Below are 25063 nucleotides of genomic sequence, written 5' to 3' on the forward strand. Positions count from 1 at the left end.
ACGGCGCCAGCAGCGCGGTTCGCACGCCCGTCTCCCATCTCCGCCAGCCTTCGCTGAGGCAAGCGTTCTCCCGTCCGCGGTTGCGCGTTTCAGACCTTCTCCAGGATCATCGCAAACCCCTGCCCCACCCCGATGCACATCGTGCACAGCGCGTAGCGCTTCCCCGTGCGTTGCAGCTCGCGCGCGGCGGTGAGCGCCAGCCGCGCCCCCGACATGCCTAACGGGTGGCCGAGCGCAATGGCGCCGCCGTTGGGGTTCACGCGCGGGTCGTCGTCGGCGACTCCCAGTTCGCGGAGCACCGCCAGCCCCTGCGCGGCAAAGGCCTCGTTCAACTCGATCACGTCCATCTCGTCGACCGTGAGCCCCGAGCGCTGCATCACCAGTCGCGTGGCCGGCACCGGCCCGATCCCCATGATGCGCGGCTCCACCCCCGCCGCTCCCGCCGCCACGATGCGCGCAATGGGCGAGAGCCCCTCCTGCTTGCACGCCGGCTCGCTGGCAATCAGCAGCGCACAGGCGCCGTCATTGATACCTGACGAGTTCCCCGCCGTCACCGAACCCTTGCCGTCGGTCCGGAAGGCGGGCTTGAGCCTGGCCAGGACGTCCAGCGTGGTGTCGGGTCGGATGAACTCGTCGTGCACGACGTCCACCGTCGTTCCGCGCCTGGGGCCAGGCACCTGCACGGCGACGATCTCCTCGCCCAGCCGCCCCGAGTCGCGCGCCGCCGCCGCCTTCTGCTGCGAGCGGAGCGCGAAGGCGTCCTGGTCGTCGCGCGACACCGACCACTGCGCAGCCACGTTTTCTGCCGTTTGTCCCATCGAGTCGATCCCGTACCGCTCCTTCATCGCCGGGTTCACGAAGCGCCACCCCAGCGAGGTGTCGAACAGCTGCGCGTCGCGGGCAAAGGCGGTGCCCGCCTTGGACATGACGTAGGGCGCGCGCGACATGCTCTCCACGCCACCGGCAATGTAGATCCCCCCTTCGGCCAGCTTCACCGCCCGCGCGGCATTCGCCACCGCGCTCAACCCCGACGCGCACAGGCGGTTCACGGTCTCGCCGGGAACGGTCACCGGGAGCCCCGCCAGGAGCAACGACATGCGGGCCACGTTACGGTTATCCTCGCCCGCCTGGTTGGCGCACCCCATGATGACGTCATCGACCTTCTCCGGCTCCACGCGTTGCACCCGCTCGAGCAAGGCACGAATCACGAGGGCGCCGAGGTCGTCCGGGCGCACCGAACTCAACGCACCGGCGAAGGAACCGATCGGCGTCCGCACGCCGTCGACGATGAAGGCATCACGCATGGCGAACCTGGGAAGTCCCGTCGGGAAAGTGGGGGCGCGACGTCTTGTAGGCCGTTCCCTTGAACAGCGCCACGATCGCCCCGTGCTGGTTGGTGACGGTGACCCGGTAGTAGCCGAGCCGGTTGGACGACGCCTCCTCTGCCGCCACGGCCGTGAGCACGTCGCCCGGATGGATCGCCGCCGGGTAGGTGATGGAGTTGTCCACCGCCACCGTCACGTTGCCGTGCGTGTTGCAGGCAAAGGCGAACGCCGAGTCGGCGAAGGAGAAGACGATCCCGCCGTGGGCGACGCCAAAGCCGTTCACCATCTCCGCGCGCACCGTCATGCGGCAGGTCGCGCGGCGCGGCGCGATGGCGACGACCTCCAGCCCCAGCCAGCGCGACAGCGCGTCGCTGGCCAGCATCCCCTCCACCACACGCTCGGCGAGCTGCTGCGGATCGTTGGTCATCGCCGTCACACCTGGAAGCTCTCGGCGTTGCGCACCATGCGCCGGAAGAGCGGCGATGGCCGATACCGGTCGTCGCCGGTCTCCGCCTGCAGCGCCTCGAGGTGCTCGAGGAGCCTGGAGAGCCCCACCTCGTTCCCCCAGGCCAGCAGCCCCTTGGGATAGTTGACCCCCTTGGTCATCGCCAGCTCGATGTCGGCCGCGCTGGCAATCCGCAGGTAGAGCGCGTCGGCCGCCTCGTTCACCAGCATGGCCAGCGTGCGCCTGACGATGACGGTGCCGAGCGTTTCGTCCTTGACCGGCTGCGGCGCGGGCGCTCCCTCGCGGTAGTCGTAGAAGCCGCGCCCGCTCTTGCGCCCCAGGAGCCCCGCCTCGAGCAGGCGCTTCTGCGTGAGCGACGGGCGATAGCGCGGGTCGTAGTACATCGCGCTCCACACGCTCTCCGTCACCACGTAGTTCACGTCGTGGCCGATGAAGTCCATCAGCTCGAACGGCCCCATTCGGAAGCCCCCGATGGTCTTCATCGCCCAGTCGATCGTTGCCACGTCGGCCACCCCTTCCTCGAGCATGCGCAGCGCCTCGCCATAGAAGGGGCGCGCGATGCGGTTGACGATGAAGCCCGGCGTGTCGGACGCGCGCACCGTGACCTTCCCCCAGGACTGCACCAGGCGCGTGGCACGCTCGGCGACGGCGGGATCGGTGCGAATGCCGGGGACGATCTCCACCAGCGGCATCACCGGCGCCGGGTTGAAGAAATGCACGCCGAGCACGCGTTCCGGCGACTGGCACCCGCCGCCGATCGACGCCACCGAGAGCGAGGAGGTGTTGGTGGCCAGGATGCAATCGTGCGAGACGACGTGTTCGAGGGCGCGGAAGGTGGCTTGCTTCACGTCGAGCTTCTCCACGATCGCCTCGATCACGGTCGAGCACTCGCGGAAGGCGCCCACGCCGTGGTCGGGTTCCACCAGCTGCAACCGCGCCAGCGCGGCGTCGCGCGTCGCGGCGGTCAGGCGCCCCTTCTCCACCTCGCGCGCGAGCGCCCGGGCGATCTGTTCCTGAGCCCTGAGCACCGTGGCGAAGAGGGCATCCGTCAGGAGCACGCGGTGTCCGTGCACCAGTGCCACCTGGGCAATCCCGCTCCCCATTGCCCCCGCTCCCACCACGCCGACGATCGCGTCGTCGTCCGCTCCGCCTGCGGCGGTCGCGCCCACGCGGTTACTCACCGCGGAACTCCGGCGCGCGCTTCTCGAGGAAGGCCTTCACCCCTTCCACAAAGTCGTGCGTGCGACCCGCCTCGCGCTGGAGCGCTTCCTCCAGGTCGAGCTGTGCCGAGAGGTCGCGGGTCATCGACGCGTTGAGCGCCCGCTTGGTGAGGGCGAAGCCGCGCGTGGGCTGCGTCGACAGTTGCAACGCGAGCCGCGACGCTTCGGAAAGCAGCGCGTCGGGCTCGCACACCTGCCAGATCATCCCCCACGCCTGCGCCTGCTCCGCCGACACCTTCTCGGCGAGGAAGGTCAGCGCCGTGGCGCGCGCCATGCCCACGAGGCGCGGGAGGAAGAAGGTCCCGCCGCTGTCGGGGATGATCCCGAGCTTGCTGAACGCCTGGATGAACGAGGCCGTCTTCGACGCGAGGACGATGTCGCACGCAAGCGCGAGGTTGGCCCCGGCCCCCGCGGCGACGCCGTTCACCGCCGCCACCACCGGCTTCTCGAGTTCCCGCAGTTGCCGCACGATCGGGTTCCACAGCTCGCGCACCACATGGCCGAGGTCGGGGGTCGCGCCCGGATCGTCGAGCGAGACCGAGCCCAGGTCCTGCCCCGCGCAGAAGGCACGCCCGGCGCCCGTGATGAGCACTGCCCGCACCGCGCGGTCGTCGGCCGCCCGGGCGAGGGCGGATTGCAGCTGTCGACCCATCGCCAGGTCGAACGAGTTGAGCACGGCGGGACGGTTGAGGATGATGCGCATCACCCCGCCCTCCATCTCGTGCAGGATTGTCGTATCGGTCATGCCGTCGTCGTCGTGAGTGTCGTGTCGTGTCGTGTCGTCTCGATGGAAGCTACCGACCGTGCCCCCGATGGTCGACCGCGCCCCTGCACCGCGTCCGCTCAGCGCGCCCGCACCACGTCCACGCGCTCGATGACGTCGCCCTCGATCACCCCTTCCGCCACCTCGCGCCCCTGGATGATCTCCCCGAACACGGTGTACTCGTGATCGAGGCGGAAGTTGTCGATCAGGTTCACGAAGAGCTGGGCGTCGCCCGTGTCACGCCCGCGCGTCGAGATCCCCAGCGTCCCGCGACGGTGCGACAGGAGCCCAACCTCGTCGCGCATGAAGGGACCGTCGCCCACGTATTCGGTCGCCGCCGGGCTCCCCCCCTGGATCACGAAGCCCGGCTCCACGCGATGAAAGGTGAGGCCGGCGTAGTAACCGGCGCGCGCCAGCCGAACGATGCGCGCGACCGTCACTGGTGCCTCGTCGGGAAAGAGGCGCACCACGAACGACCCGCCGCCACTTGCCGGCGACATCTTCACCAGCAGGCGCAGGTCGCTTCCCACCACCGCGGCGACCGGCTCGACTGGGCGAGGCAGCGGCTTGGGCGTGGCGGCGACACGGCGAAGCGTCCACCGCTCGAGAATCGTCGCCGCCTGCCGCGCCACCGTCGAGTCGAAGTCCGAGGCATAGGGCGCGAGGCGCGGAGCGTACCTGGCCCCTCCCAGTTCGCCCAGCCGTTCGAGGAGCGCCACGCGCGGGTCGTGGGCGTTCTCGCGCTTCTCAGCGCTCAGCCGCTCGAACGCCGCCAGAATCGCCGGGACGACGGAATCGGGGAGCGGCGCTCCCTTGAGCGACTGCGCCGCCTGCAGGACGACCTGATAGTCGTTCGACGCCAGGGCGGCGACGAAGACGCGGTCGGCCACGTGCCCCAACGAGCCGGAGATTCCGGCCAGCGCCGCCTCGCGCACGTTGCCGTTGGGATCGTAGGCCAGCGCCGACAGGGTGAGCGTGTCCTTGACGGCGGCGGCGGCGCGCGCGACGTAGAGCCGCACCTGCCACAGCGGATGCCGCGCGTCGCGCCGCAGGAGCGGGACCGCTTCCGACGGCGCCACGCGCGCCAGTGCGGCCAGGGCGTGCGCGTGGGCGTGCCAGCTCGTTCCCCCCCTGGCGCGGATGGCGCGCTGCGTGTTGCGCGTGTCGATGATGCGCAGGAGGGTATCGGCCGCCACAGTGCGCTCGTCGCACCCGGCGCCTAACGCGTCGATGGCGGCGAGCTGCACGTGCGGGTTGGCGTCGTACGTGGCCGCGACGAGTGGGGCGCACGGGCGCGGGAGCGGGAGCCCCCGATAGGCGCGCACCGCCTCGAAGCGCACCAGGAACGACGGGTCGCGCATCCCGCCGAGCACCGTGGCGCGGCGCACCGCCGTGTCGCGCAGCGCCTGCGACGCCACCACGGCCAGCCGGCGCACCTGTTCGTCCGCATCCTGGCGCGCACGCTTGACCAGCTCCGACGATGTATCGCCAGCTGCAATCAGGGCGAGATAGGCCAGGCGACGCACCACCGCCCCCCCCTCGCCCCCGTCCACCGCCGCACCGCGCTCCCCGCCAGCCGCAACTCCCACCGACACCGCGCGCCCCCCCTCCCCAGGCGTCCCGAACGTCGTCGCCCACCGCATCGCCGAGAGCGCGCGCGCCGACGGCGCGCCCAGCTGCCGCCGCGCACGCGCGAGCGAGTACAGCCCGTGCATGATCCCCCCGGCCACGCGCGCGTCGCTCCGCACGAGCGGCCGTCCCCCCGCCCCCGCCCCTGGGCGCTCGCCAAGCTCCACCAGCACGCGCTCCACCTCGCGCGGAACCACCGAGTCCGCATACGGCAGTCGCCCCAGCGTGCGAGCCGCCACGCCACGGAACTCGGGATCGGGATATCGCTCGGCGTTGCGCACAATCGCGTCGATCGCCTCGTCGAGCATCGCGCGGCGTTCCACCAATGGAAGGTCCCGCGTCCGCAGCTCCTGCAGCGCCTGGGCGATCGCGTTCACCGCTTCCAGGCGGACGCGCGCGTCGGCGTCGCCAACCATCGGCACGATGGAGTCGAGGAGCGAGGCGCGTTGCAGCCGTCCGAGCCCGCGCACCGCCGTGCGGCGAACGAACGGCGACTTGTCATCGAGCGCCGCCATGAGCGGGGCTACGCCGTCCGCATCTGTGCCGCGGGCATCCTCGGCGGCGATCAGCCTGAGCAGCGTGCTGCGTTCTCCAGCGCTGAGCCCCACCGTGGGCACCGACGGCTGGCTGGCCCCGCTGCTACGCGCCCCCGGCCGCACGGGCGATACCTTTTGCGCCGCCGACGGCAACGGCAGGACGCCCAGCGCTCCCCACACCAGGAGGGCGGCCAGGACCACGCGCGGCAGCGCGCGAGCCTCGCGCGGCAGAGCGCGAGCGTCGCGCGACAGCGCGCGAGCGTCGCGCGGCAGTGCGCAGGTGACGGCGGGACGCCTAACGAACCACGTCATGCGGCAGGGTCTCGAGTGTCGGTTCCCCGTGCCCCCCCACGCCCCGACGCGTGCGGCGAGGGGCGCGAACGACGTGGAAACGCGGGTCACGGAAGCGGTCGCGGCGAAATCTGCAGCATGGTGCCCGTACGTGCACCCGGCCGGCCGCTGCGCTCTCGGTGAATGTCACCGTTTCCACTGGAGATTGACAGCGAAACGAGCCCCGCAACCGGCGTCGCGCCAGTAGATTTCCTGAGCACTTCCATCGCACGCCCTTCGCCTCTCGTCAAACAGGGCGGCGGCCCCCGCGCGGGTGCTGCTCCCTCCCGATATTCGGTCGCTCCACATGTCGCGATCCAAGTCAGCCCCACTCCCGCGCGCGCCGAAGGGCTCCCCTTCCGCCAGCCGCACCGGCAGCGCCAAAGGCGCCACCGCCCCGAACCTCGCGGCCGACGCGCCCGCCGGCATCGATTGGCGCCGAGTCGCGTATCACACGCTGGTCTCGCGCGCACTCGACGACAGCGAGGAGCAGACCAACCGGAACCGCACGCAGGTCCCCAAGGATCACCTGGTCCTGTACCAGTTCTCTGCGCGTGGGCACGACATGGCGCAGGCCATCCTCGGCTCGCTCCTCACTCACCCCAACGACGGCGTGGGGGCGTACTATCGCTCACGCCCCCTCCTCCTCTCGGTCGGGTTGTCCATCGAGGACGGGCTCGGCTCGCCGCTGGGGCGCTCCGGCGGCTTCAGCGACGGTCGCGACATCGGCGTGGTCTGCAACCTCCCCAGCCGCAACGGTCCCAAGGTCCTCCCCATGTCCGGCGACGTGGGGTCGCAGTACACGCCAACGGCGGGGTGGGCGCAGGCCATCACCTACCATCGCGACACGCTGGGCGACCGGGCGTGGGACGGCGCGATTGCCGTGACGTTAGGCGGCGACGGCTCGGTGGCGACGAACGGCTTCTGGTCATCGCTCACCATCGCGACCACGCTCCGCCTCCCCATGCTCTTCTACGTCGAGGACAACCACCTCGGCATTTCGGTGAGCGGCGACATGCAGACGCCGGGCGGGAACATTGCCCGCAACCTTGCCTCGTTCGGCAACCTCTTCATCCAGGACGGCGACGGGACCGACCCGGCAGACGCCGCGACGAAGATCAAGGCCTGTGTCGACCACGTGCGCGCCGGCCGTGGCCCCGCCCTCGTGCACCTGACGGTACCGCGCCTGTCGTCGCACTCGGGACCGGACAACCAGAAGGGCTACCGTACCGACGCCGAAATCGCCGCCGACGTCGCGCGGGACCCGCTCCCGCGCCTGCGCTCGTTCCTCGTCCCCGCGCACCTGAGCGAGGAGGAGTGGCGCGCACTGGAGGCCGAGGTGGCGCGCGACGTGGAGGGCGCCCTCACGGCGGCGCGCGAACGTCCCGCCCCCGACCCGACCACCATCTTCCGCCATCGTTACGCGGAGCCCGACGCTCCGGCCGACGAGGCGATGGGAGGGCTGTCGGCGGCGGAGCGCGAGGCGCTGGGCGGCTCGACGACCGCGCAGGAGGAGGGCGAGACACTGCGCTTCCAGGAAGCGATCCGCCGCACGCTGCGCCGAGAACTGGAGGTGAACCCCAAGCTCGTCGTATTCGGTGAGGACGTGGGACTCAAGGGCGGCGTGCACCTCGTGACCGAGGGATTGCAGAAGCAGTTCGGGCGCGAGCGCGTCTTCGACACGTCGCTCTCCGAGGAAGGAATCATCGGGCGTGCCGTCGGCATGGCGATCTCGGGACTCGTCCCGGTCGCAGAAATCCAGTTCCGGAAGTACGCCGACCCCGCGACCGAACAGTTGAACAACACGGGGACGATGCGGTGGCGCACGGCCAATCGCTTCTGCGCCCCCATCGTGGTCCGCATGCCGGGGGGCTTCGGGAAGGATGTTGGCGACCCGTGGCACTCGCTCAGCGCCGAGGTGCTGTGGACGCACGCCATCGGCTGGCAGGTCGCGATTCCGTCCAACGCCGCGGACGCCGTAGGGCTCCTGCGATCGGCCATGCGCTCGCCCAACCCGACGATCTTCTTCGAGCACCGCTCGCTCCTGATGACGAGCGATGGGAGCGCGCGCTATCCCGGCGACGACTACGTTGTGCCGTTCGGGGTGGGGAAGGTGCTGCGTGAGGGGGGCGACGTCACCGTCGTCACGTGGGGGGCGATGGCGCATCGTTGCGTGGATGCACTGTCGCAGGTCGACGCATCGGTCGAGCTGATCGACCTGCGCTCCATCGCCCCGTGGGACAAGGCGCTCGTCCTCGACTCCGTGCGCAAGACGGGGCGCTGCCTCATCGTACACGAGGACACGAAGACCTCCGGCTTTGGCGCCGAAGTCGGTGCCGTGCTGGCGCAGGAGGCGTTCTGGTTCCTCGACGCACCGGTGGAGCGGCTGTGCGTCGAGGACGTCCCGATGCCGTATCACCCGTCGCTGCTCGATGCGATCCTCCCCTCCTCGGGAGAGATCGCCTCGCGCATCGACGCGCTGGTGCGCAGCTAGCGACCGTGTGCCGGTCACGCGGGGGCACTCCCGCGCGAGGGGTGCAGCCGACTGAGTTCTCCCCCATGCTCGACGACGACGCGCCCCAGGTAGCGGCGAAACTCGGGGCGCGCCCCGAAGTGGAGGAGCATCCCCACCTCGGCTTGCGAGCAGCGCATGCAGTTGAGGAGGCGCATGCGGTCGGTGTCGTGCAGCTCCGCGCCGCCGCGCACGAGGACGACCACCTTGCCGTCCACGACGAGGTCGGCCGCATACGTCCCGATCTTGCGCCCCTTGTAGAAGACGCCTAACGGGACGTCGGGCTCTGCCTGCAGCCCGCGGGCGATGAGTTCGAGCGTGAGGGCGCGCAGGTAGACCGCATCGGCGAAGCCGTGCCCCAGCTCGCGGTGCACCGCGAAGAAAGCGGCGAGGAGGCGACCGGTGGTATGCTCGTGCACCAGGCGCGAGGCGGGGGGGCGCTCATCGGCAACGGGGAGCGCGCGTTCGGCGTCGAGGGCGAGGACAGGAACGGACATCGGCGATGCTCGCGGTTGGGGGACGCAGGCATCATGCACGCACGCATTGGCGCACGCGTTACCGAAATCGCGCGCTCCGTACCGTTTTGCCGATCAGATCGCCTTGAAGTGCTCGAACGGCTGGTGGCAGGCGTTGCAGCTGTGGAGCGACTTGCACGCCGTGGAGCCGAAGTCGCTGCGCGTCGTCGTGTCGTGCGACCCGCAGAACGGGCACGCCGGCGGCGCGGCGCGGCGCATGAGGGGGATGAGCGGCGACTCGTCCGCCTTGCCCGGCGGTGCGATCCCGTAACGGCGCAGCTTCTCGCGCGCCTCCTCGCTCATCCAGTCGGTGGTCCACGCCGGGGTGAAGACCGTGTTCACGCGCGCCGTGACGCCGCGGGCGGCGAGGGCGCCCGTCACGCAGCGGGCAATCTCGTGCATGGCCGGGCAGCCGGAGTAGGTAGGGGTGATGTCGATGACCACCTCGCTCCCCTCCTGCCGCACGCCGCGCACGATCCCCAGCTCGACGACACTCAGGACCGGGATTTCCGGGTCCTTCACCTCGTCGAGCATCGCCAGCATCTCGTCGCGAGACGGGACGCCGGTGGGGGGGAACGCTACCACGACGCCCCCGGGAACGAACGGGCGACGATCTGCATCTCGGCCAGCAGGTGTCCCAGGTGCTCGGTGTGCCGCCCCGTGCGACCGCCGCGCTGCATGTAGCCGTCCGCGGGGAGCGTGAGCGTGGCGATCGCCACCACGTCCTTCACCTGTGCCAGCCACCCCTCGCGCACCGACGCCGGGTCGACCGCGAGCCCCTGCGCCGCGAGGCGTCGCTCGATGTCATCGCCGACGAAGAGCTCGCCCGTATAGCTCCATGCCTTGTCCAGCGCCGCTTGCACCCGGCGGTGACTCTCCTCGGTGCCGTCGCCGAGCTTGATGAGCCACTCGCCGCTGTGGCGCACGTGGTAGCGCGCTTCCTTGTACGCCTTGGCGGCGATCCCGGCCAGCGCCTCGTGCCGGCAGCGTTGCAGCTGGTCGAGCACCAGGAGCGCGTACACCGAGTACAGGAACTGGCGCACGATGGTGTCGCCGAAGTCGCCGTTGGGCGTCTCGCACAGGATCGCGTTGCGGAACTGCGTCGCCTCGCGGAAGTACGCCAGCGCGTCCTGGTCGCGCCCCTGCCCCTCCACCTGCCCCGCGAGCTGCAACAACAGGTTCGCCTGCCCCAGCAGGTCGAGCGCGATGTTGCTGAGCGCGATGTCCTCCTCGAGAATCGGACCGTGCCCGCACCACTCGGAGACCCGGTGCCCCAGGATCAGCCGGTCATCGCCGAGCCGCAGGAGGTACTCGAAGAAGTCCCGCGAAGTCTGTTCGTCCATTGCCGTATGCCTCGGTTCTCGTCCTCTCGTCCTCTCGTCTTCTCGTCTTCTCGTCTTCTCGTCCTCTCGTCTTCTGCCGTATCAGAAGACGCGAACGCCGCGCGGGGTCTTGAAGAACTGCGGGTGCCGGTACGCCTTGTCGTTGGCCGGATCGAAGAAGGGCCCCACGTCCTCCGGCGTCGAGGCGATGATCGTCACGCTGGGGACCACCCAGATCGAGATCGCCTCGTTGCGACGCGCATACACGTCACGTGCGTTCTGCAGCGCCAACTCGGCGTCCGCCGCGTGCACGCTCCCCGCGTGCTGGTGCGGCGCCCCCGCCTCTTCCTGCGTGAAGACTTCCCACAGCGGCCACTGCGTCTCACCCCCCTTGGGGGCGGTGGCGATCGTCGGGCTCGTCATCGTGCTCGTCCTCGTGCCAGTCGTTTGCCGTTCGGAATGCGATCGTCAGGTCGTGCCTGTCGTGCCTGTCGTGCCTGTCGTGCCTGTCGTGCTCGCTCGGTGCTGGAGCTGTGCCTCTTCCGCGTTGGGCTTCCTGCCGTGTGCCTGACGGCGAGTCGTCAGGCGGCCACCGCGCGGCGCGCGGCGCGCTGCTTCGCGGCGTAGGCCTCGGCGGCCTCGCGCACCCACGCCCCGTCGTCGTGCGCCTTGCGGCGAGCCGCCAGGCGCTCCCGGTTGCACGGGCCGTCTCCCTTCACCACCGCCTTGAACTCGGCCCAGTCGATCTCGCCAAAGTGCCAATCGCCGGTCGCCTCGTCGTAGCGCATCGCGGGATCGGGGAAGGTGAGGCCGATCGCCTGCGCCTGCGGGACCGTGAGGTTGACGAAGCGCTGGCGCAGGTCGTCGTTGGACTTCCGCTTGACGCCCCACTTCATCAGCTCCGCCGAGTTGGGCGAGTCCTTGTCGCTCGGACCGAACATCATCAGCGCCTGCCACCACCAGCGGTTGAGCGCGTCCTGCACCATCGCCTTCTGCTCCGGCGTTCCCGCCGCCAGCGTGGCGCAGATCTCGTAGCCCTGGCGCTTGTGGAAGTTCTCTTCCTTGCAGATGCGGATCATGGCCCGCGAGTACGGCCCGTACGACGCCTTGGCGAGCATCGTCTGGTTCACGATCGCCGCGCCATCCACCAGCCAGCCAATGATCCCGATGTCGGCCCAGGTGAGCGTGGGATAGTTGAAGATCGACGAGTACTTGGCCGTCCCGTTATGCAGCTGCTCGATGAGTTCCGCGCGGTCGACGCCAAGCGTCTCCGTGCCGCAGTAGATGTAGAGGCCGTGCCCCCCTTCGTCCTGCACCTTGGCAATGAGCGTCATCTTGCGACGCAAGGTGGGGGCACGCGTGATCCAGTTCCCCTCGGGGAGCATCCCCACCACTTCGGAATGCGCGTGTTGCGACATCATGCGGATCAGCTGCTGCCGGTACCGCGGCGGCATCCAATCCTTAGGCTCGATCACGCCACCCTCGGCGATCCGCTTCTCGAAGGTCGCCAGGCGCTCGGCGTCGTCGGTCGACGCGGGGCCGTTCGATTGGGGGCTGGACGGGGTCATCACGATTCTCCGGCAGGTCTCAGGAGGCCACGATAGGGCACGGGGCGCGTTACAAGTATCAGGGCATCTCCTGACACGGCAAAGTCTTGCATCTCGGCGATCGCGATATTAGGACCCATGAGTCCGACCAAGATTCGGCGCCGCGCCGCATGGCGGGCGGGAGTTCGGGGCGCGGCGACGGGGCGGGCTGCTAGCTTACCGCCGCCGCCGGGGGTCCACGGCGGCGGCTGACCATACCTCCACGCCGACCGTTCGCACTCCATGACTGCACCGTCCCCGCTCGACGCCGGCACCGTCGCCCTCGCGGTCGACGCCGGCATCGCGACCGTCACCTTCGGGCATCCCAAGGGGAACTCGCTCCCTGGGGCGACGCTGCGTGAACTCGCGTCGACGTTCGATGCGCTGGCCGCGCGCGACGACGTGCGCGTGATCGTGCTGCGCAGCCTCGGCACCGGTCCCTTCTGCGCCGGCGCGTCGTTCGACGAGCTGCGCGGCATCGCCACGACGGACGAGGGGACGGCCTTCTTCAGCGGCTTCGCGCACGTGATCCTGGCCATGCGCCGCTGTCCGCAGTTTGTCATTGCGCGGGTGCACGGCAAGGCGGTGGGCGGTGGCGTTGGGCTGGCCGCGGCGGCGGACTACAGCATTGCCACGCGCGGCGCCGCGGTACGCCTGAGCGAGCTGGCGGTCGGCATCGGGCCGTTTGTCGTGGGTCCCGTCATCGAGCACAAGATCGGCCACGGACACTTCATCGCGATGTCGGTCGACCACGACTGGCGCGACGCGGCCTGGGCCGAGCGCGCCGGCCTGTACGCACGCGTGAGCGAGTCGGCGGCCGAGATGGACGTGCTCGTGGACGCGCTGGCGCGGAAGCTGGCGGCGGCCAACCCGGGAGCGGTGCGCGCACTCAAGCGCGTCTTCTTCGAGGGGACCGAACACTGGGAGACCCTTCTCTACGAGCGCGCCGCGGTGTCGGGATCGCTGATCCTCACACCGGCGGCGCGCGAGGCGCTGGCGGCGTTGGCGCGGGGGTGACGCCGACGCCTCGCGCGCCGGACGCGCGAGCGTAGAGAAGTTGGCGCGAAGTGTGCCGTGCGCTCGTCAGCGCGCGCCACATGGGGTCGCTGGCGCGCGCGCCTGTTCGAGAGCCTCCCCGTGCGCACCACCGCGCGCCGCCATCCTTCGCCCCGCATATGTCCTTGCCGTCCCCGTCAATTCCCACGGTCGCCGTGATCGGCGCTGGATTCAGCGGCACCATCGCCGCCGCGCACCTCCTGCGACGCGCCGCGGAAGCACCGGCCCGCGTGCTCCTCATCGACCGGAGCGGAGGCGTGGGACGTGGCGTCGCGTACGGAACCAGGTCGGTGCGCCACGTCCTCAATGTTCCGGCGGGGCGCATGAGCGCCTTCGCCGCCGACGAGGACGACTTCCTTCGCTTCGCCAGGTCGCGTGATGCGCACGTGGTGGGCGGGTCGTTCGTCCCGCGGCGGCTGTACGGCGAGTACCTGGCGGCGACGCTCGATCAGGCGGAGCAGTTCGCGCGCGCTCATGGCGGATCGCTCATGCGCATCGGTGCGACGGTGACGGATGTCGTCGTCGACGACGGTGAGCGGGGCGGCGTCCGTTTGCTCCTGGCGGACGGCGCCGCGCTGGCCGCCGACCGCGCGATTGTGGCCGTCGGCAACTTCCCGCCGGCCGATCCACCGATTCCGGGGAGCGAGGACTTCTTCCGGAGCACCCGCTACGTCCGCGACCCATGGGCGGGCGACGCGCTCGCCGAAGTCCCCGGCGACGCCCCGGTGCTGCTCATCGGGACGGGGCTCACGATGCTCGACGTGGCGATCGAACTCGCGGCGCGCGACCGACGGGCCCCTCTCATCGCCCTGTCGCGCCGCGGCCTCGTCCCGCTCCCGCACCGCCCCAACGGCGCCCCTCCCTCGTACGGCCACCTCCCTCCGGGGCTCATTGCCTGCGAGCCGACCGCCGTCGCCTACCTGCGCGCCATCCGCCGCCACGTGCGCACGGTTGCCCGCGACGGGGTCGACTGGCGTGACGTGGTGGCGTCGCTGCGCCCCATGACGCCACGCCTCTGGGAGACGCTCCCGCTCACGGAGCGCCGGCGCTTCCTGCGCCACGCCCGGGCGTACTGGGACGTGCACCGCCACCGGGTGGCCCCCGAGCTGCACCTGCGGTTCGAGGCGCTGCGCGACGAGGACATGTTGCAACTGTCGGCCGGGCGGTTGTTGCGCCTGGCGGAACACGGCGACGGCGTCGACGTCACCTGGCGCCCGCGCGGTGCCGCCGCCGAGGAGACGCGCTCCGTGGCGGCGGTGGTCAATTGCACCGGCCCGGCCGGCGACGTGCGATCGATCGATGACGCGCTCCTGCGCGCCCTCCTCGGGCGCCAGGCGGTACGCGCCGACCCCCTCGGCCTGGGCCTCGACGTTGCGCCTGACGGGCATCTCCTGCGCGGCGACGGCACCCCCAACCCCCACCTCGCCCTCGCCTCCCCCCTGCTCAGGGCGCGCTACTGGGAAGCCACCGCCGTCCCCGAACTCCGCCTCCACGCCGCCCGCGCCGTCACCACCACCCTCGCCTCCCTCGCCACCGCCACCCTTCCGTAACGCCCCGCACAACCGCTGGCACCTGACCTAACTGGAAAGAGCGCCCCAACGGCAAGAGGCCGAGGATCCCTCCCCGGCCCCTCGTCTTCTCGTCTTCTCGTCTTCTCGTCTTCTCAAGAAGTGGGTGGCGAGAACCCCGCGTGCTGCTGCTCCAACCAGCTCTGGTGGTACTTCGGATCCTCGATCGACACCGCCGCCGTCGCCACCTGCAACGGACGGAATGAGTCCATCATCACCGCCAGCTCGTTCGTCCCCTTGGCCCCGATCGAGGCCTCGGCGCGCCCCGGGTGCGGGCCGTGCGGGAGTCCGTCCGGATGATGCGTGATGGAGCCGTACTCGATCCCCTTGCGGCTCATGAACTCGCTCGATGCGTAGAACAGCACTTCGTCCGAGTCGACATTCGAGTGGTTGTACGGCGCCGGGATCGCCTCGGGATCGAAGTCGTACGGGCGCGGACAGAACGAGCAGATCACGAAGCCGTCACCCTGGAACGTCTGGTGCACGGGCGGCGGCTGATGAATGCGCCCGACGATCGGCTCGAAGTCGTGAATGTTGAAGATCCACGGGTAGAAGTACCCATCCCATCCCACGACGTCGAACGGGTGGTGGTCGAGGACGAGTTCGTTGATCGCGTCGTATTGCTTGACGTAGATCGGGAAGTCGCCACGTTCGTCCCTGGGCACGAGCTGCAAGGGTCGCCGGATATCGCGCTCGCAGAACGGTGCCCCCTCGAGGAGCTGCCCGACGTTGTTGCGATAGCGTGACGGGAAGCGCACGTGGCCGCGGCTTTCCATCACCAGGAACTTCTGCGCCTTGCCCGCGTCGAGCTTCCAGCGATGCGTGATGTTGCGATGCACCACGACGTAGTCACCCGCCTTGTAGGGGAGGTCGCCGAAGACCGATTCGAGCGTCCCTTCCCCCTCGACAACGTAGACCACTTCGTCGGCCTGCGAGTTGCGATAGGTGTGCACGTCGGTGGTGTCGGGCTCGACGTACGACATCACGATGTCGCTGTTGAAGAGCAGCGGCATGCGATCCATCGTCGGGCTCCCCCCCTTGCGGGCACGCGCGGTGAGGAAGTGACGGTGCCGCAATGAGGTATCCTCGTCCGCCGCCAGCCGCACGTCGGCCACCTTGCGCGCCGACTTGACGGTCGTGGGCGGATGGATGTGATACAGCAGCGCCGACGTCCCCACGAACCCCTCGTGCCCCATCAGCTCCTCGGCGTACAACCCGCCGTCGGGGCGCCGGAAGATGATGTGCCGCTTGCGGGGGATGCTGCCTAACGCATGGTAGAACGGCATGAACTCGTTGGAAGAATTGGTGGAAGCCATCCCGCAGACAAAACGACGCGCCCGAACACCTCGTCCTCTCGTCCTCTCGTCCTCTCGTCTTCTGCCCCCCCTAGAGGTTCCCCCGCAGCGCCTGCTCGCGCTCGATGGACTCGAACAGCGCCTTGAAGTTCCCCTTGCCGAAGCTCTTGGCTCCCTTGCGCTGGATGATCTCGTAGAAGACGGTCGGGCGGTCCTGCACCGGCTTCGTGAAGATCTGCAGCAGGTAGCCGTCCGGATCGCGATCGACGAGGATGCCGAGCTGCGCGAGGATGTCGACCGGCTCGTCGATCTTCCCCACGCGCGCCTGCAGCTCCTCGTAGTACGAGGTCGGCACCGAGAGGAACTCGACGCCGCGGTCGCGCAGCCCGGTCACCGTCCCGATGATGTCGTCGGTCGCCAGCGCCATGTGCTGCACGCCGGGGCCGACGTAGAACTCGAGGTACTCCTCGATCTGCGACTTCTTCTTCCCCGCCGCCGGCTCGTTGATCGGGAACTTGATGCGATCGTTGCCGTTGGCCATCACCTTCGACATCAGCGCCGAGTACTCGGTGGAGATGTCCTTGTCGTCGAACGTGAGCAGGTTGCGGAAGCCGAGGACGTCGGCGTAGAAGCCGACCCAGTGGTTCATCTTCCCCAACTCGACGTTGCCGACGCAGTGGTCGACGTACTGGAGGCCGAGTGACGCCCCCTGGTAGTGCGGATGGACCGCGCGGAAGCCGGGAAGGAACGGGCCGCGATAGTTGCGGCGCTCAACAAGCGAATGAATGGTCTCGCCGTAGGTGCGGATGGCGGCGATCACGACTTCGCCGTCGTCGTCGCGCAGCACGCGCGGCTCGTGCACCGACTGCGCCCCGCGCTCCAGCGCCTTGGCGTACGCATCGCGGGCATCGTCGACCCACATGGCCAGGTCGCGCACGCCATCGCCGTGCTTGTGCACGTGCTCGGCGACGAAAGCCGCCTCGGGGCTCAGGTCGGGACGAATCGCCGTGGTGAGCACGATGCGGATCTTCCCTTGCTGCATCACGTAACTGGCGCGATCGCGCGTCCCGGTCTCGGGGCCGCGATAGGCAACCACTTCGAAGCCGAAGGCGCTGCGATAGTAGAGCGACGCCTGCTTGGCATTCCCGACGTAGAACTCGATGTAGTCGGTCCCGTTGATCGGGAAGGTGTCGTGCGCGGTCTCGGGAATGGGGGCGGTAATGGTCGCCATGGCACGGGTCCGAGCGAGGTGTGGCGGCAGGGGACGCCAGGATGGCGACGGAATCCCCGATACCAAAGTAGACTTTCGACTCGCGCCAAGCTAACGCGCGCTTCACGCACGCGCCCGATGGTCGGACCGGTTCAACCCGATGCTATCTGGTCTTGGGAGAGGCGCCTTTCATCTCCGCGCCCGAGTGCGCCGGAGCGAGCGTCGCTGTTTGCGCCGGAGCGTGCGTCGGAGAGGGCGCCGGAGCCAACGACGGGGCCTGTGCCGGAAGCGCCGCACCGCCCGCGGTCGAGTCGACCGCCGGTCGCCAGACGACGCCGGCGGGATTGGCGAGTTGAAGCTCTCGCGCGGGGTGCGACAGCAGGACCAGCGACATCGCGACGCTCTCCCCTTCCTGCTCGTACGTGATCGCCATGTGCGTCGTGTCGCCCCGAAGCGTTGTCACCACGGCGCGCACGGGGTGCAACTCCGGCGGTGCACCAGCGCGCACGGCGATCCCCACGGCGCCATCGGTGAAGGCCAGGCGCCGCTCCGCATACGCTCCCGCCGCCGTGACCCACTCGCCGCGCAGCCCCTCGGGGATCACGCGCGGCGGCTTGGGCTGCAGCAGGCGGTTTGCCATCACGACGATCGCCAGCGTGGCGGCGACGGCCGGGAGGGCAACCGACGAGCGCCGCCTTACGCGCCGTGTGGGCTCGTCGGGGATGCTGGCCATCGACGCCGTGGTACGCCGCTTCGGCAGCTGCATCAGCACGCCGAGTTCGTTCATGAAGTCGACGTACTCCATCGCGGTCGAGAGGTCGCCGTCCTTGAGCGACGGCTTGGGCGCCCCGTCGATCGACGGAGTGCCTAACGGCGTGGCGTCGCGCCGCGGATGCTGGGCCGGGCTCGGGACCGGCGTCGGGTTTCGGCTCATGCGTGCGTCAGCAGTCCGTCGCGCGCGCTCGCGACCGCCGCGGCGAGTGTGGACGTGTCCAGGCGAGAGGGTTGCGCGGGGAGGTTCCCCTTGCGGACAACCTCGAGGAACGCCGCCACCACGTGCGGGTCGAGATGGGAGCCCGCCGACTCACGGATGATCTGGCATGCCTCGGAGAGCCCCAGCCCCTCCCGATACGGGCGCTCGCTGGAGAGCGCATCGAAGACGTCGGCAACGGCGAGCACGCGCGCCAGGAAGGGGATGTCGTCGCCCGCCAGCCGATCGGGGTAGCCGGTGCCATCCATCCGTTCGTGGTGCGACCGGACCAGCGGGAGCGTCTCGGCGAGCGCCGGAATGGGGCCGAGGATCTCGCACCCCACGACGGGGTGGCGCATCATCACCGTCCACTCGGCGTCGGTGAGCCGCCCCTGCTTGTCCAGGACGGAGGCGGGGACGGCGATCTTGCCGATGTCGTGCAGGAGGGCGCCGCGCTCCAGCGTCGCCATGTCGTCATCCGGCAGCTGCAATTCGCGCCCGACCTGGACGGCAACGCGCGTGACGCGCTCCGAGTGCCCCGCGGTCCACGGCGAGTTGGCATCGATGGCCCGCGCGAACGCGGTGATGGTTCCCGCCGAGAGGGCGTTGAGGCGGTGCACGAGCTGCACGTGCCGCAGGGCGAGCGCCACGCGGTCGGCCATGCGCCGCGCGTCGCGCCAGGGGGCGTCGTGGGCGAGGGCGTCGTCGCTCGCCCAAACTGCCACCACGCCGAGGAGCTCAGCATCCTGCCACAGCGGGAGGACGACGACCCCCTGCTGCAGCGCGCCCCGCACCTCACCACCCACGTAGGACGGCACACGGGCACCCTGCGCCAGGACGAACTGCCGCGGCTGGGCGCGCAAGGCATCCGCCTCCTCCACCGAGAGGCGACGGGAGAGGAAGGCGGGGGCCGGGACACCGCCCTCGGTCACCGCGACATCGATCATCATCGGTCGCGAGGCGTGAGCCACCGCGATCGCGACGCGCGGCGAGGAAAGGAGCTGCTGGAAGCGCGCCGCGGCCTCGCGCACCAGGGCGTCGCGCTCGCGCGCCGCCAGCGCCGATTCGTCGATCGCGTCCATGTTGCGGAGCAGCGCGAACTGCTGGTCGAGCTCGCGCGCCATGCCGTTGAACGACTCGGCCACGTCCTCGAACTCGTCGTTGCTCCTGACGACGACCGGCGCGCTGAAGTCGCCCTGTTGCAGCCGCTCGGTCCCCTCCCGCAGGCGCGCCAGCGGCTCGGTGGTGCGGCGAATCTGGGCGTGCGAGACGAGGAAGATCAGCGTGAGCGCGGCGATGAACAGGATGGCAATCATGCGCCGGAACGACGCCAGCGCGGCCATGGCGGTGCTGGACGGCTGGATCACGATGACACGCCACTCGGCGGCGCCGAACTCGTAGCGCAGGTACACGTCGCGCGTCGAGGCGAAGCGGCCGTTGTCATCGACCACCGTGCGCGAATCGAGGGTTTGCGCCGCGATGCGGCTGGCGAGTGCGACCGATGCGCGCGGCATGTCGTGCGTGCAGTGCACGATGGCCAGCGACTGCCGCTCCGCCACGCAGTAGCCGGCGTCCTCGCCGCCGATCGATTCGTCGGCCGTTCCCCAGAGATAGCCGTCGTTGACCCGCGCCCAGGCCACGTCGAAGTCGGCCGCGCCGCGCAGCATCGCGCGCCCCAGCAGTATGAGCGATTCGTCGCCGGTGCGCCGTACCACGAGGAGCGAGCGCCCGCCACGCAGGTGCGCGTACTCCTCCGCGGTGAGCGCGCGCGCCATGGTCGAGTCGTCGATGCCGAGCGGCACGCCGCGTCGCGAGCTTCGGACCACGTGCGCCACGAGCGTGGCGGCGTTGCTGCTCCCGATGGCGCCGCGGCGCATGTCGCCCTCGAGGTCGCGCACCGCGGTGGCAAGCGTGGCCAGGGTCGAGAGCGAGAGCGACTTGGCCAATCGCGACAGGCGCGCCTCGGCCTCGTTGCGCAGCGCCGACCGCACATAGGCTTCCGACGCCAGGGCGATGACCGTCAGCAGCAACGACGACGCCACCAGGTTCGTGGCGAGGAAGCGCCGGCCGACGCGGGTGCGCAGAAAGCCGAGCTGCACGGCGTCAGTAGTTGCGGGCCAGGCCAATGAAGCCACCGTCGTTGGCGACGATGACGTCATCGTGCGACGCCTTGGCGGTGAGCGTTTGATTGCTGCTCCCGTCCTTCCCCAGCGAATACAGGTCGAAGTCGGTGTTGATGGGGACGAGGAAGCGATCCTTGCGCGCGCCGGCTGGCGGCGCCTTCCCCTTGCGCGGAGCGAACTTCAGGTAGACGTACGGGCGGCCCCAGGGGTCGAGCAGCGTCGCCCGATTGATGGCCGTCAGCGACGCAGGGAGGACGTCCTGCGAGAGCAGGTCGGTGGTAATCGCCTTGAGGTCGCCGATGGCCTTGGCGACCCGCGCCCGCTCGATCACGTCGGCGTACTTCGGGATGCCGATACCCGCGAGAATGCCAATGATCGTCATCGCGGCGAGCAGCTCGATGAGCGTGAAGGCGGAGCGCGTGCCCCAACGCCGATGCAACTGGCGCGCGGACACTCGCGCGTAACGTCGCGTCTGGGTTGACAACGGGGGGGGGCGGTTGCGGGCGGGAAGGGGGAGACCGGTCGAGACTGAGTCTCGGACGGTACTAGGCAGACCTGTAACCGGTTTCAGTCGTCACAAAGCTGCCGTCGCCCTCGGTGATTGTGACGCCATGCGGGACGCCGGGTACGGGCGTCATTCCCAGGGGGAGAGCGGGAATCCCGAAGGTCAGGACCATTGCGCTGCCGGTGCCGACTGGCTCCCCCTCCCACGAGCCGCGGTGCCCCACCACCTTTCGCCGCATGACCGCCCCGAACCCCGACACGGCGAGCTTCGCCGACGCGCTGCATGGTCAGTACCGGCTGGAGCGCGAGATCGGGCGCGGCGGAATGGGGATCGTGTTTCTCGCGCGCGACCTCAAGCTGGACCGCGCCGTCGCCATCAAGACGCTCCCCTACCACCTGGCGAGCGATCCCGGCATCCGGGATCGCTTCCTGCGCGAGGCGCGCACCGCGGCGGCGCTCACGCATCCGGCCATCGTGCCGATCCACCGCGCCGACGAACTGGACGGTTTCGTCTTCTTCGTGATGGGGTACGTGGACGGCGAGTCGATGGCGCAGCGCATTCGGCGCGCCGGCCCATACGCCCCCGCCGAGTTGTGCGCGCTGCTGATCGAGATCGCCTCGGCGCTGGGGTATGCGCACGCGCGGGGCGTGGTGCATCGCGACATAAAGGCGGAGAACATCCTGCTCGACGGGACGGGGCGGCGGGCGATGGTCACCGATTTCGGGATCGCGCGCCTGGCGCAGTCGGCGCCGCTCACGCAGACGGGGACCATCCTCGGCACGGTGTTCTACATGAGCCCCGAGCAGGTGAGTGGCGAGGCGCTGGACGGGCGGAGCGACCTGTACTCGTTAGGTGTGCTGGCCTTCCTTGCCCTCACGGGGCGTTTTCCGTTCGAGAGCGAGACGCCGTCGGCCGTGCTGGTGGCGCACGTGACCAAGGCGCCCCCGCCCATCCGGTCGCTGGCGCCGACGATCCCCGCGGCGCTGGGCGACATCGTCGACCGGTTGCTGGCCAAGGATCGCGAGCGGCGCTTTCCCGACGCCGACGCCGTGGTGGCGGCGCTGACGAACGCGGCGCGTACCATTCCCCACGACGCCCCCGCCGCCTCGCGCGAGCTGCTGTCGGAAACGGAGGCACAGGCGGTGTGGGAGCGCGCCGCGCTGCTGCAGGAGATGACGGGACAGTTGACGCCGCCGCCGGTGGCGCGGCGCGACCAGGCGCACGCTCCGGTGAGCGAGACGTCGGGGTATCGCCTGGACGACGTGCGCCTGGCGGCGCGCGACGCCGGGATCGGGGAGAAGTACGTCGAGCGCGCCCTGGCCGAGCGTCGCGTGGGGGCGTCGGAGCTCGCCGATGTGGTGCACGAGGGGGTGGCGATGCAGGTCGCGGTGAATGCACTGGCGGGGGCGCGCACGAAGCTCGAGTTCGAGGCGATGGTCGACGGCGAGTTGAGCGACATGGACCTCGAGGACGTGGCCGACGAGATCCGGCGCAGCGTGGGCGACGTGGGCAACCTGGCCTCGATCGGGCGCAGCGTGACGTGGACGCCATATGCCTCGCCCACGTCGCAACGCAAGCTGCAGCTGTCGGTATCGACGCGCAGCGGGCGGACGGTGATTCGCGGCTTCGAGGACCTGTCGCAGCTGTCGGGCGGGATATTTGGCGGGATCGTGGGCGGGGTCGGGGGGGGAGTCGGCGGCGCCGCCTTCGGCGCCACGATGGCTGCCACCGGGGCGCTCGTCATCGCCGCCCCCATCTTTGCCGGCGTGGTAGCCGGGGCGTACGGGATTGCGCGATACGCCTTCGTGCGCACCTCGCGCAGCCGCGAGCGCCAGCTCCGCACCGCCGTGGAGCGCGTCACGCAGCGCGTGCGCGAGTGCGTCATCGCCCGCCAGCTGCAGCGACAGGGCGAAATCTTGCGCCTTGGGCGATAGAGGACGAGAAGACGAGAAGACGAGAAGACGAGAAGACGAGAAGACGAGAGTCGGACGTCCACCTCGTCTTCTCGTCTTCTCGTCCTCTCGTCTTCTACTCCGAGAGTTGAGGCAGGTTGCGGAAGTAGTCCAGCGCCGCGGGATTGGCCAGGGCGTCGGTGTTGCGCACCGCGCGCCCGTGGATCACGTCGCGCACGGCAAGTTCGGTGATCTTGCCACTGATGGTGCGCGGAATGTCCGGGACCGCGACGATCACCCGCGGGACGTGGTGGGGGGACGTGTTGGCGCGCACCTGTCGCACGATACGCGCACGCAGCGCGTCATCGAGTGCGACACCGTCGCGCAGGCGGACAAACAGGACGATGCGCACGTCTCGATTGTTCGCCGTCCCGACCTCCTGCCCGACCACCAGGCTTTCCACGATCTCGGGGAGCTGCTCCACCTCCCGGTAGATCTCCGCCGTCCCGATGCGCACACCGCCGGGATTGAGCGTGGCATCGCTGCGCCCCGAGATCACGTACCCGCCGTGCGCCGTGCGCTCGATCCAATCGCCGTGGCGCCACACGCCGGGATAGCGGTCGAAGTAGGCCGCGTGGTACTTGCTCCCGTCGGCGTCGTTCCAGAAGGCGACCGGCATCGACGGGAACGGACGGGTGCAGACCAGCTCCCCGGGGCCAGAGTCGACGGCACGCCCATCGTCGCCGTACACCTCCACCGCCATTCCCAACCCCGCCACCTGCAACTCGCCCCGCCACACGGGGCCGCACGGGTTGCCCAGCACGAAGCAGGAGATGATGTCGGTCCCCCCGGAGATGGAGCTGAGCTGCACGTCGCGCTTGATCGCGCGGTACACGTAGTCGAACGACGGCGGTGCCAGTGGCGATCCGGTGGAGAGGATCAGGCGCAGCGCCGACAGGTCATGCGCGCGCCCCGGTGCGAGCCCCTCCTTTTCGGCCAGCGCGAGGTACTTCGCCGACGTGCCGAAGACCGTGAGTCGTTCCGCCTCCGCCATGGCCCACAACATCGACGGCCGTGCGCCGGGTGCCGTGTCACTGGCGACAGCGGCGGTGGCCGCCCCGTCGTACAGCACCACGCATGCGCCCACCGCCAGCGCGCTCACCAGCCAGTTCCACATCATCCACCCACACGTGGTGAAGTAGAAGATCCGGTCGTCGCGCGTGAGGTCGCCGTGCAGGATGTGCTCCTTGAGGTGCTGCAGGAGGGTGCCGCCGGCGCCGTGCACCATGCACTTGGGCAACCCGGTGGTGCCTGACGAGTACATGATGTACAGCGGGTGGTCGAACGGGAGGCGCTCGAACTCCGGCAACTCGGCGGCGGCCGGTGTGGCGCGCCACGCGTCGCCCTCCGCCAGCCAGTCGTTCCAGGCAACGGCGTCGCGAATGGTCCCCAGTGGCGCTGCATCGCCGAGTTTGGGGACGACCACCACGCGCTCGATCGCCGGGAGACGGCGGGCGATGTCAGCCACGCGTTCGCGCGTGTCGATCGACTTGCCGGCGTAGCGATAACCGTCACAGGCCAGGAGGAGGCGCGGCGCGATCTGGCCGAAGCGGTCCAGCACCCCGTTCACGCCGAAGTCGGGGGAGCACGACGACCAGACGGCGCCGATGCTGGTGGCGGCGAGCATGGCGACGACGGTCTCGGGGACGTTGGGCATGAAGGCGGCAATCCGGTCGCCGGGCCGCACGCCGTGCGCGCGCAGCGCCGCCGCCGCGCGTTGCACCTGTCGGTACAGCTCGGCGTGCGTCAGCGACGAGCGGCGCCCCTCCTCGTTCCAGGCGACCAGCGCCTCTGCGTCGTCGCGGCGGCGCAGCAGGTGCTCCGCGAAGTTGAGGCGCACCCCCGCGAACCAGCGCGGGCCACGCAATCGGTCGGGAGGCGCCATGCGCTCGCCCCCGTGCAGGACCGCCGTCCACGGCGGCCACCCGCTTTCCCCGTCAGCTACAATACCGCCCAGCCGCCAGATCGCCGCCCAGAAGCGTTCGGGATGATCCACCGACCAGCGGTGCAGCGCCGCATAGTCCACCTGCCCATCCGCCACACAAGGCACCCCCTCCGACGCCTGCACCTGGCGGGCAAAGTGCCACAGCGCCGAACGCGACACGCGCTCCGGCGAGGGACGCCAGAGCGCGTGGTCCGCATCGTCCTGCAGGCCGGATGCGCCGGTGGAGCCCGTCATG

At 70.0% G+C, this 25063-nt stretch carries 20 protein-coding genes; 4 read left to right on the forward strand and 16 right to left on the reverse strand.

Annotation, left to right across the window (positions count from 1 at the left end; all coding sequences use genetic code 11):
- Positions 1-89 precede the first annotated feature (89 nt).
- From pcaF to IT359_11735, 5 genes are all read right to left on the reverse strand, one after another.
- Entirely contained in the window at positions 90-1304 is a 1215-nt protein-coding gene (gene pcaF, locus IT359_11715; GenBank protein ID MCC6929648.1) for a 3-oxoadipyl-CoA thiolase, read from the reverse strand.
- Positions 1297-1752, reverse strand: coding sequence for a hydroxyphenylacetyl-CoA thioesterase PaaI (gene paaI, locus IT359_11720; GenBank protein MCC6929649.1), 456 nt, complete (start codon positions 1750-1752; stop codon positions 1297-1299). Before paaI ends, pcaF begins: the two co-directional genes overlap by 8 nt.
- Positions 1753-1757: 5 nt before the next feature.
- Positions 1758-2894 carry a 3-hydroxybutyryl-CoA dehydrogenase gene (locus IT359_11725; protein ID MCC6929650.1) on the reverse strand — a complete coding sequence of 379 codons (1137 nt, stop codon included), beginning with the start codon at positions 2892-2894 and terminating at the stop codon, positions 1758-1760.
- A gap of 70 nt (positions 2895-2964) precedes the next feature.
- Positions 2965-3756: a 2-(1,2-epoxy-1,2-dihydrophenyl)acetyl-CoA isomerase gene (locus IT359_11730; GenBank protein ID MCC6929651.1), complete on the reverse strand. Its 792-nt coding sequence runs from the start codon at positions 3754-3756 to the stop codon at positions 2965-2967.
- A 98-nt stretch (positions 3757-3854) separates the two neighbouring features.
- A complete protein-coding gene (locus IT359_11735) occupies positions 3855-6251 on the reverse strand; it encodes a peptidylprolyl isomerase (GenBank protein MCC6929652.1) in 2397 nt (798 codons plus the stop codon).
- Between the two features lie 325 nt (positions 6252-6576).
- Here IT359_11735 and IT359_11740 point away from each other — a divergent pair, with 325 nt between their 5' ends.
- Positions 6577-8763, forward strand: a complete 2187-nt coding sequence (locus IT359_11740) for a pyruvate dehydrogenase (GenBank protein ID MCC6929653.1) — start codon at positions 6577-6579, stop codon at positions 8761-8763.
- A gap of 14 nt (positions 8764-8777) precedes the next feature.
- On the opposite strand, the gene IT359_11745 is transcribed toward IT359_11740, so the two are convergent.
- The 5 genes from IT359_11745 to paaA form a co-directional block, all read right to left on the reverse strand.
- Entirely contained in the window at positions 8778-9278 is a 501-nt protein-coding gene (locus IT359_11745; GenBank protein MCC6929654.1) for a GxxExxY protein, read from the reverse strand.
- Between the two features lie 93 nt (positions 9279-9371).
- Entirely contained in the window at positions 9372-9839 is a 468-nt protein-coding gene (gene paaJ, locus IT359_11750; GenBank protein MCC6929655.1) for a phenylacetate-CoA oxygenase subunit PaaJ, read from the reverse strand.
- 35 nt (positions 9840-9874) lie between these two features.
- Positions 9875-10639: a phenylacetate-CoA oxygenase subunit PaaC gene (gene paaC, locus IT359_11755; GenBank protein MCC6929656.1), complete on the reverse strand. Its 765-nt coding sequence runs from the start codon at positions 10637-10639 to the stop codon at positions 9875-9877.
- A gap of 81 nt (positions 10640-10720) precedes the next feature.
- Positions 10721-11041, reverse strand: a complete 321-nt coding sequence (paaB, locus tag IT359_11760; GenBank protein ID MCC6929657.1) for a 1,2-phenylacetyl-CoA epoxidase subunit B — start codon at positions 11039-11041, stop codon at positions 10721-10723.
- Between the two features lie 158 nt (positions 11042-11199).
- Complete coding sequence (gene paaA, locus IT359_11765) at positions 11200-12186, reverse strand: 1,2-phenylacetyl-CoA epoxidase subunit A (GenBank protein ID MCC6929658.1); 987 nt, start codon at positions 12184-12186, stop codon at positions 11200-11202.
- 261 nt (positions 12187-12447) lie between these two features.
- Here paaA and IT359_11770 point away from each other — a divergent pair, with 261 nt between their 5' ends.
- Positions 12448-13221, forward strand: a complete 774-nt coding sequence (locus IT359_11770) for an enoyl-CoA hydratase/isomerase family protein (protein MCC6929659.1) — start codon at positions 12448-12450, stop codon at positions 13219-13221.
- Positions 13222-13379: 158 nt separating this feature from the next.
- A complete protein-coding gene (locus IT359_11775) occupies positions 13380-14810 on the forward strand; it encodes an FAD/NAD(P)-binding protein (protein ID MCC6929660.1) in 1431 nt (476 codons plus the stop codon).
- Between the two features lie 113 nt (positions 14811-14923).
- On the opposite strand, the gene IT359_11780 is transcribed toward IT359_11775, so the two are convergent.
- The 5 genes from IT359_11780 to IT359_11800 all read right to left on the reverse strand — a co-directional run bounded on the left by IT359_11780 (position 14924) and on the right by IT359_11800 (position 20880).
- Positions 14924-16114 (reverse strand): homogentisate 1,2-dioxygenase, encoded by a 1191-nt coding sequence (locus IT359_11780; GenBank protein MCC6929661.1) that lies wholly within the window; start codon positions 16112-16114, stop codon positions 14924-14926.
- A gap of 100 nt (positions 16115-16214) precedes the next feature.
- Positions 16215-17354 (reverse strand): 4-hydroxyphenylpyruvate dioxygenase, encoded by a 1140-nt coding sequence (gene hppD, locus IT359_11785; protein ID MCC6929662.1) that lies wholly within the window; start codon positions 17352-17354, stop codon positions 16215-16217.
- Positions 17355-17496: 142 nt separating this feature from the next.
- Entirely contained in the window at positions 17497-18267 is a 771-nt protein-coding gene (locus tag IT359_11790; protein MCC6929663.1) for a hypothetical protein, read from the reverse strand.
- Positions 18264-20402 (reverse strand): HD domain-containing protein, encoded by a 2139-nt coding sequence (locus tag IT359_11795; GenBank protein ID MCC6929664.1) that lies wholly within the window; start codon positions 20400-20402, stop codon positions 18264-18266. The genes IT359_11790 and IT359_11795 overlap by 4 nt, the downstream gene beginning before the upstream one ends.
- A gap of 4 nt (positions 20403-20406) precedes the next feature.
- Positions 20407-20880: a prepilin-type N-terminal cleavage/methylation domain-containing protein gene (locus IT359_11800; GenBank protein ID MCC6929665.1), complete on the reverse strand. Its 474-nt coding sequence runs from the start codon at positions 20878-20880 to the stop codon at positions 20407-20409.
- Positions 20881-21167: 287 nt separating this feature from the next.
- Here IT359_11800 and IT359_11805 point away from each other — a divergent pair, with 287 nt between their 5' ends.
- Positions 21168-22865: a serine/threonine protein kinase gene (locus IT359_11805; protein MCC6929666.1), complete on the forward strand. Its 1698-nt coding sequence runs from the start codon at positions 21168-21170 to the stop codon at positions 22863-22865.
- 94 nt (positions 22866-22959) lie between these two features.
- Here IT359_11805 and IT359_11810 read toward each other — a convergent pair whose 3' ends face one another.
- Positions 22960-25062, reverse strand: a complete 2103-nt coding sequence (locus IT359_11810; GenBank protein ID MCC6929667.1) for an acetoacetate--CoA ligase — start codon at positions 25060-25062, stop codon at positions 22960-22962.
- Position 25063: the final 1 nt, after the last annotated feature.

This window comes from Gemmatimonadaceae bacterium, from assembly GCA_020852815.1.
GTDB lineage: Bacteria > Gemmatimonadota > Gemmatimonadetes > Gemmatimonadales > Gemmatimonadaceae > SCN-70-22.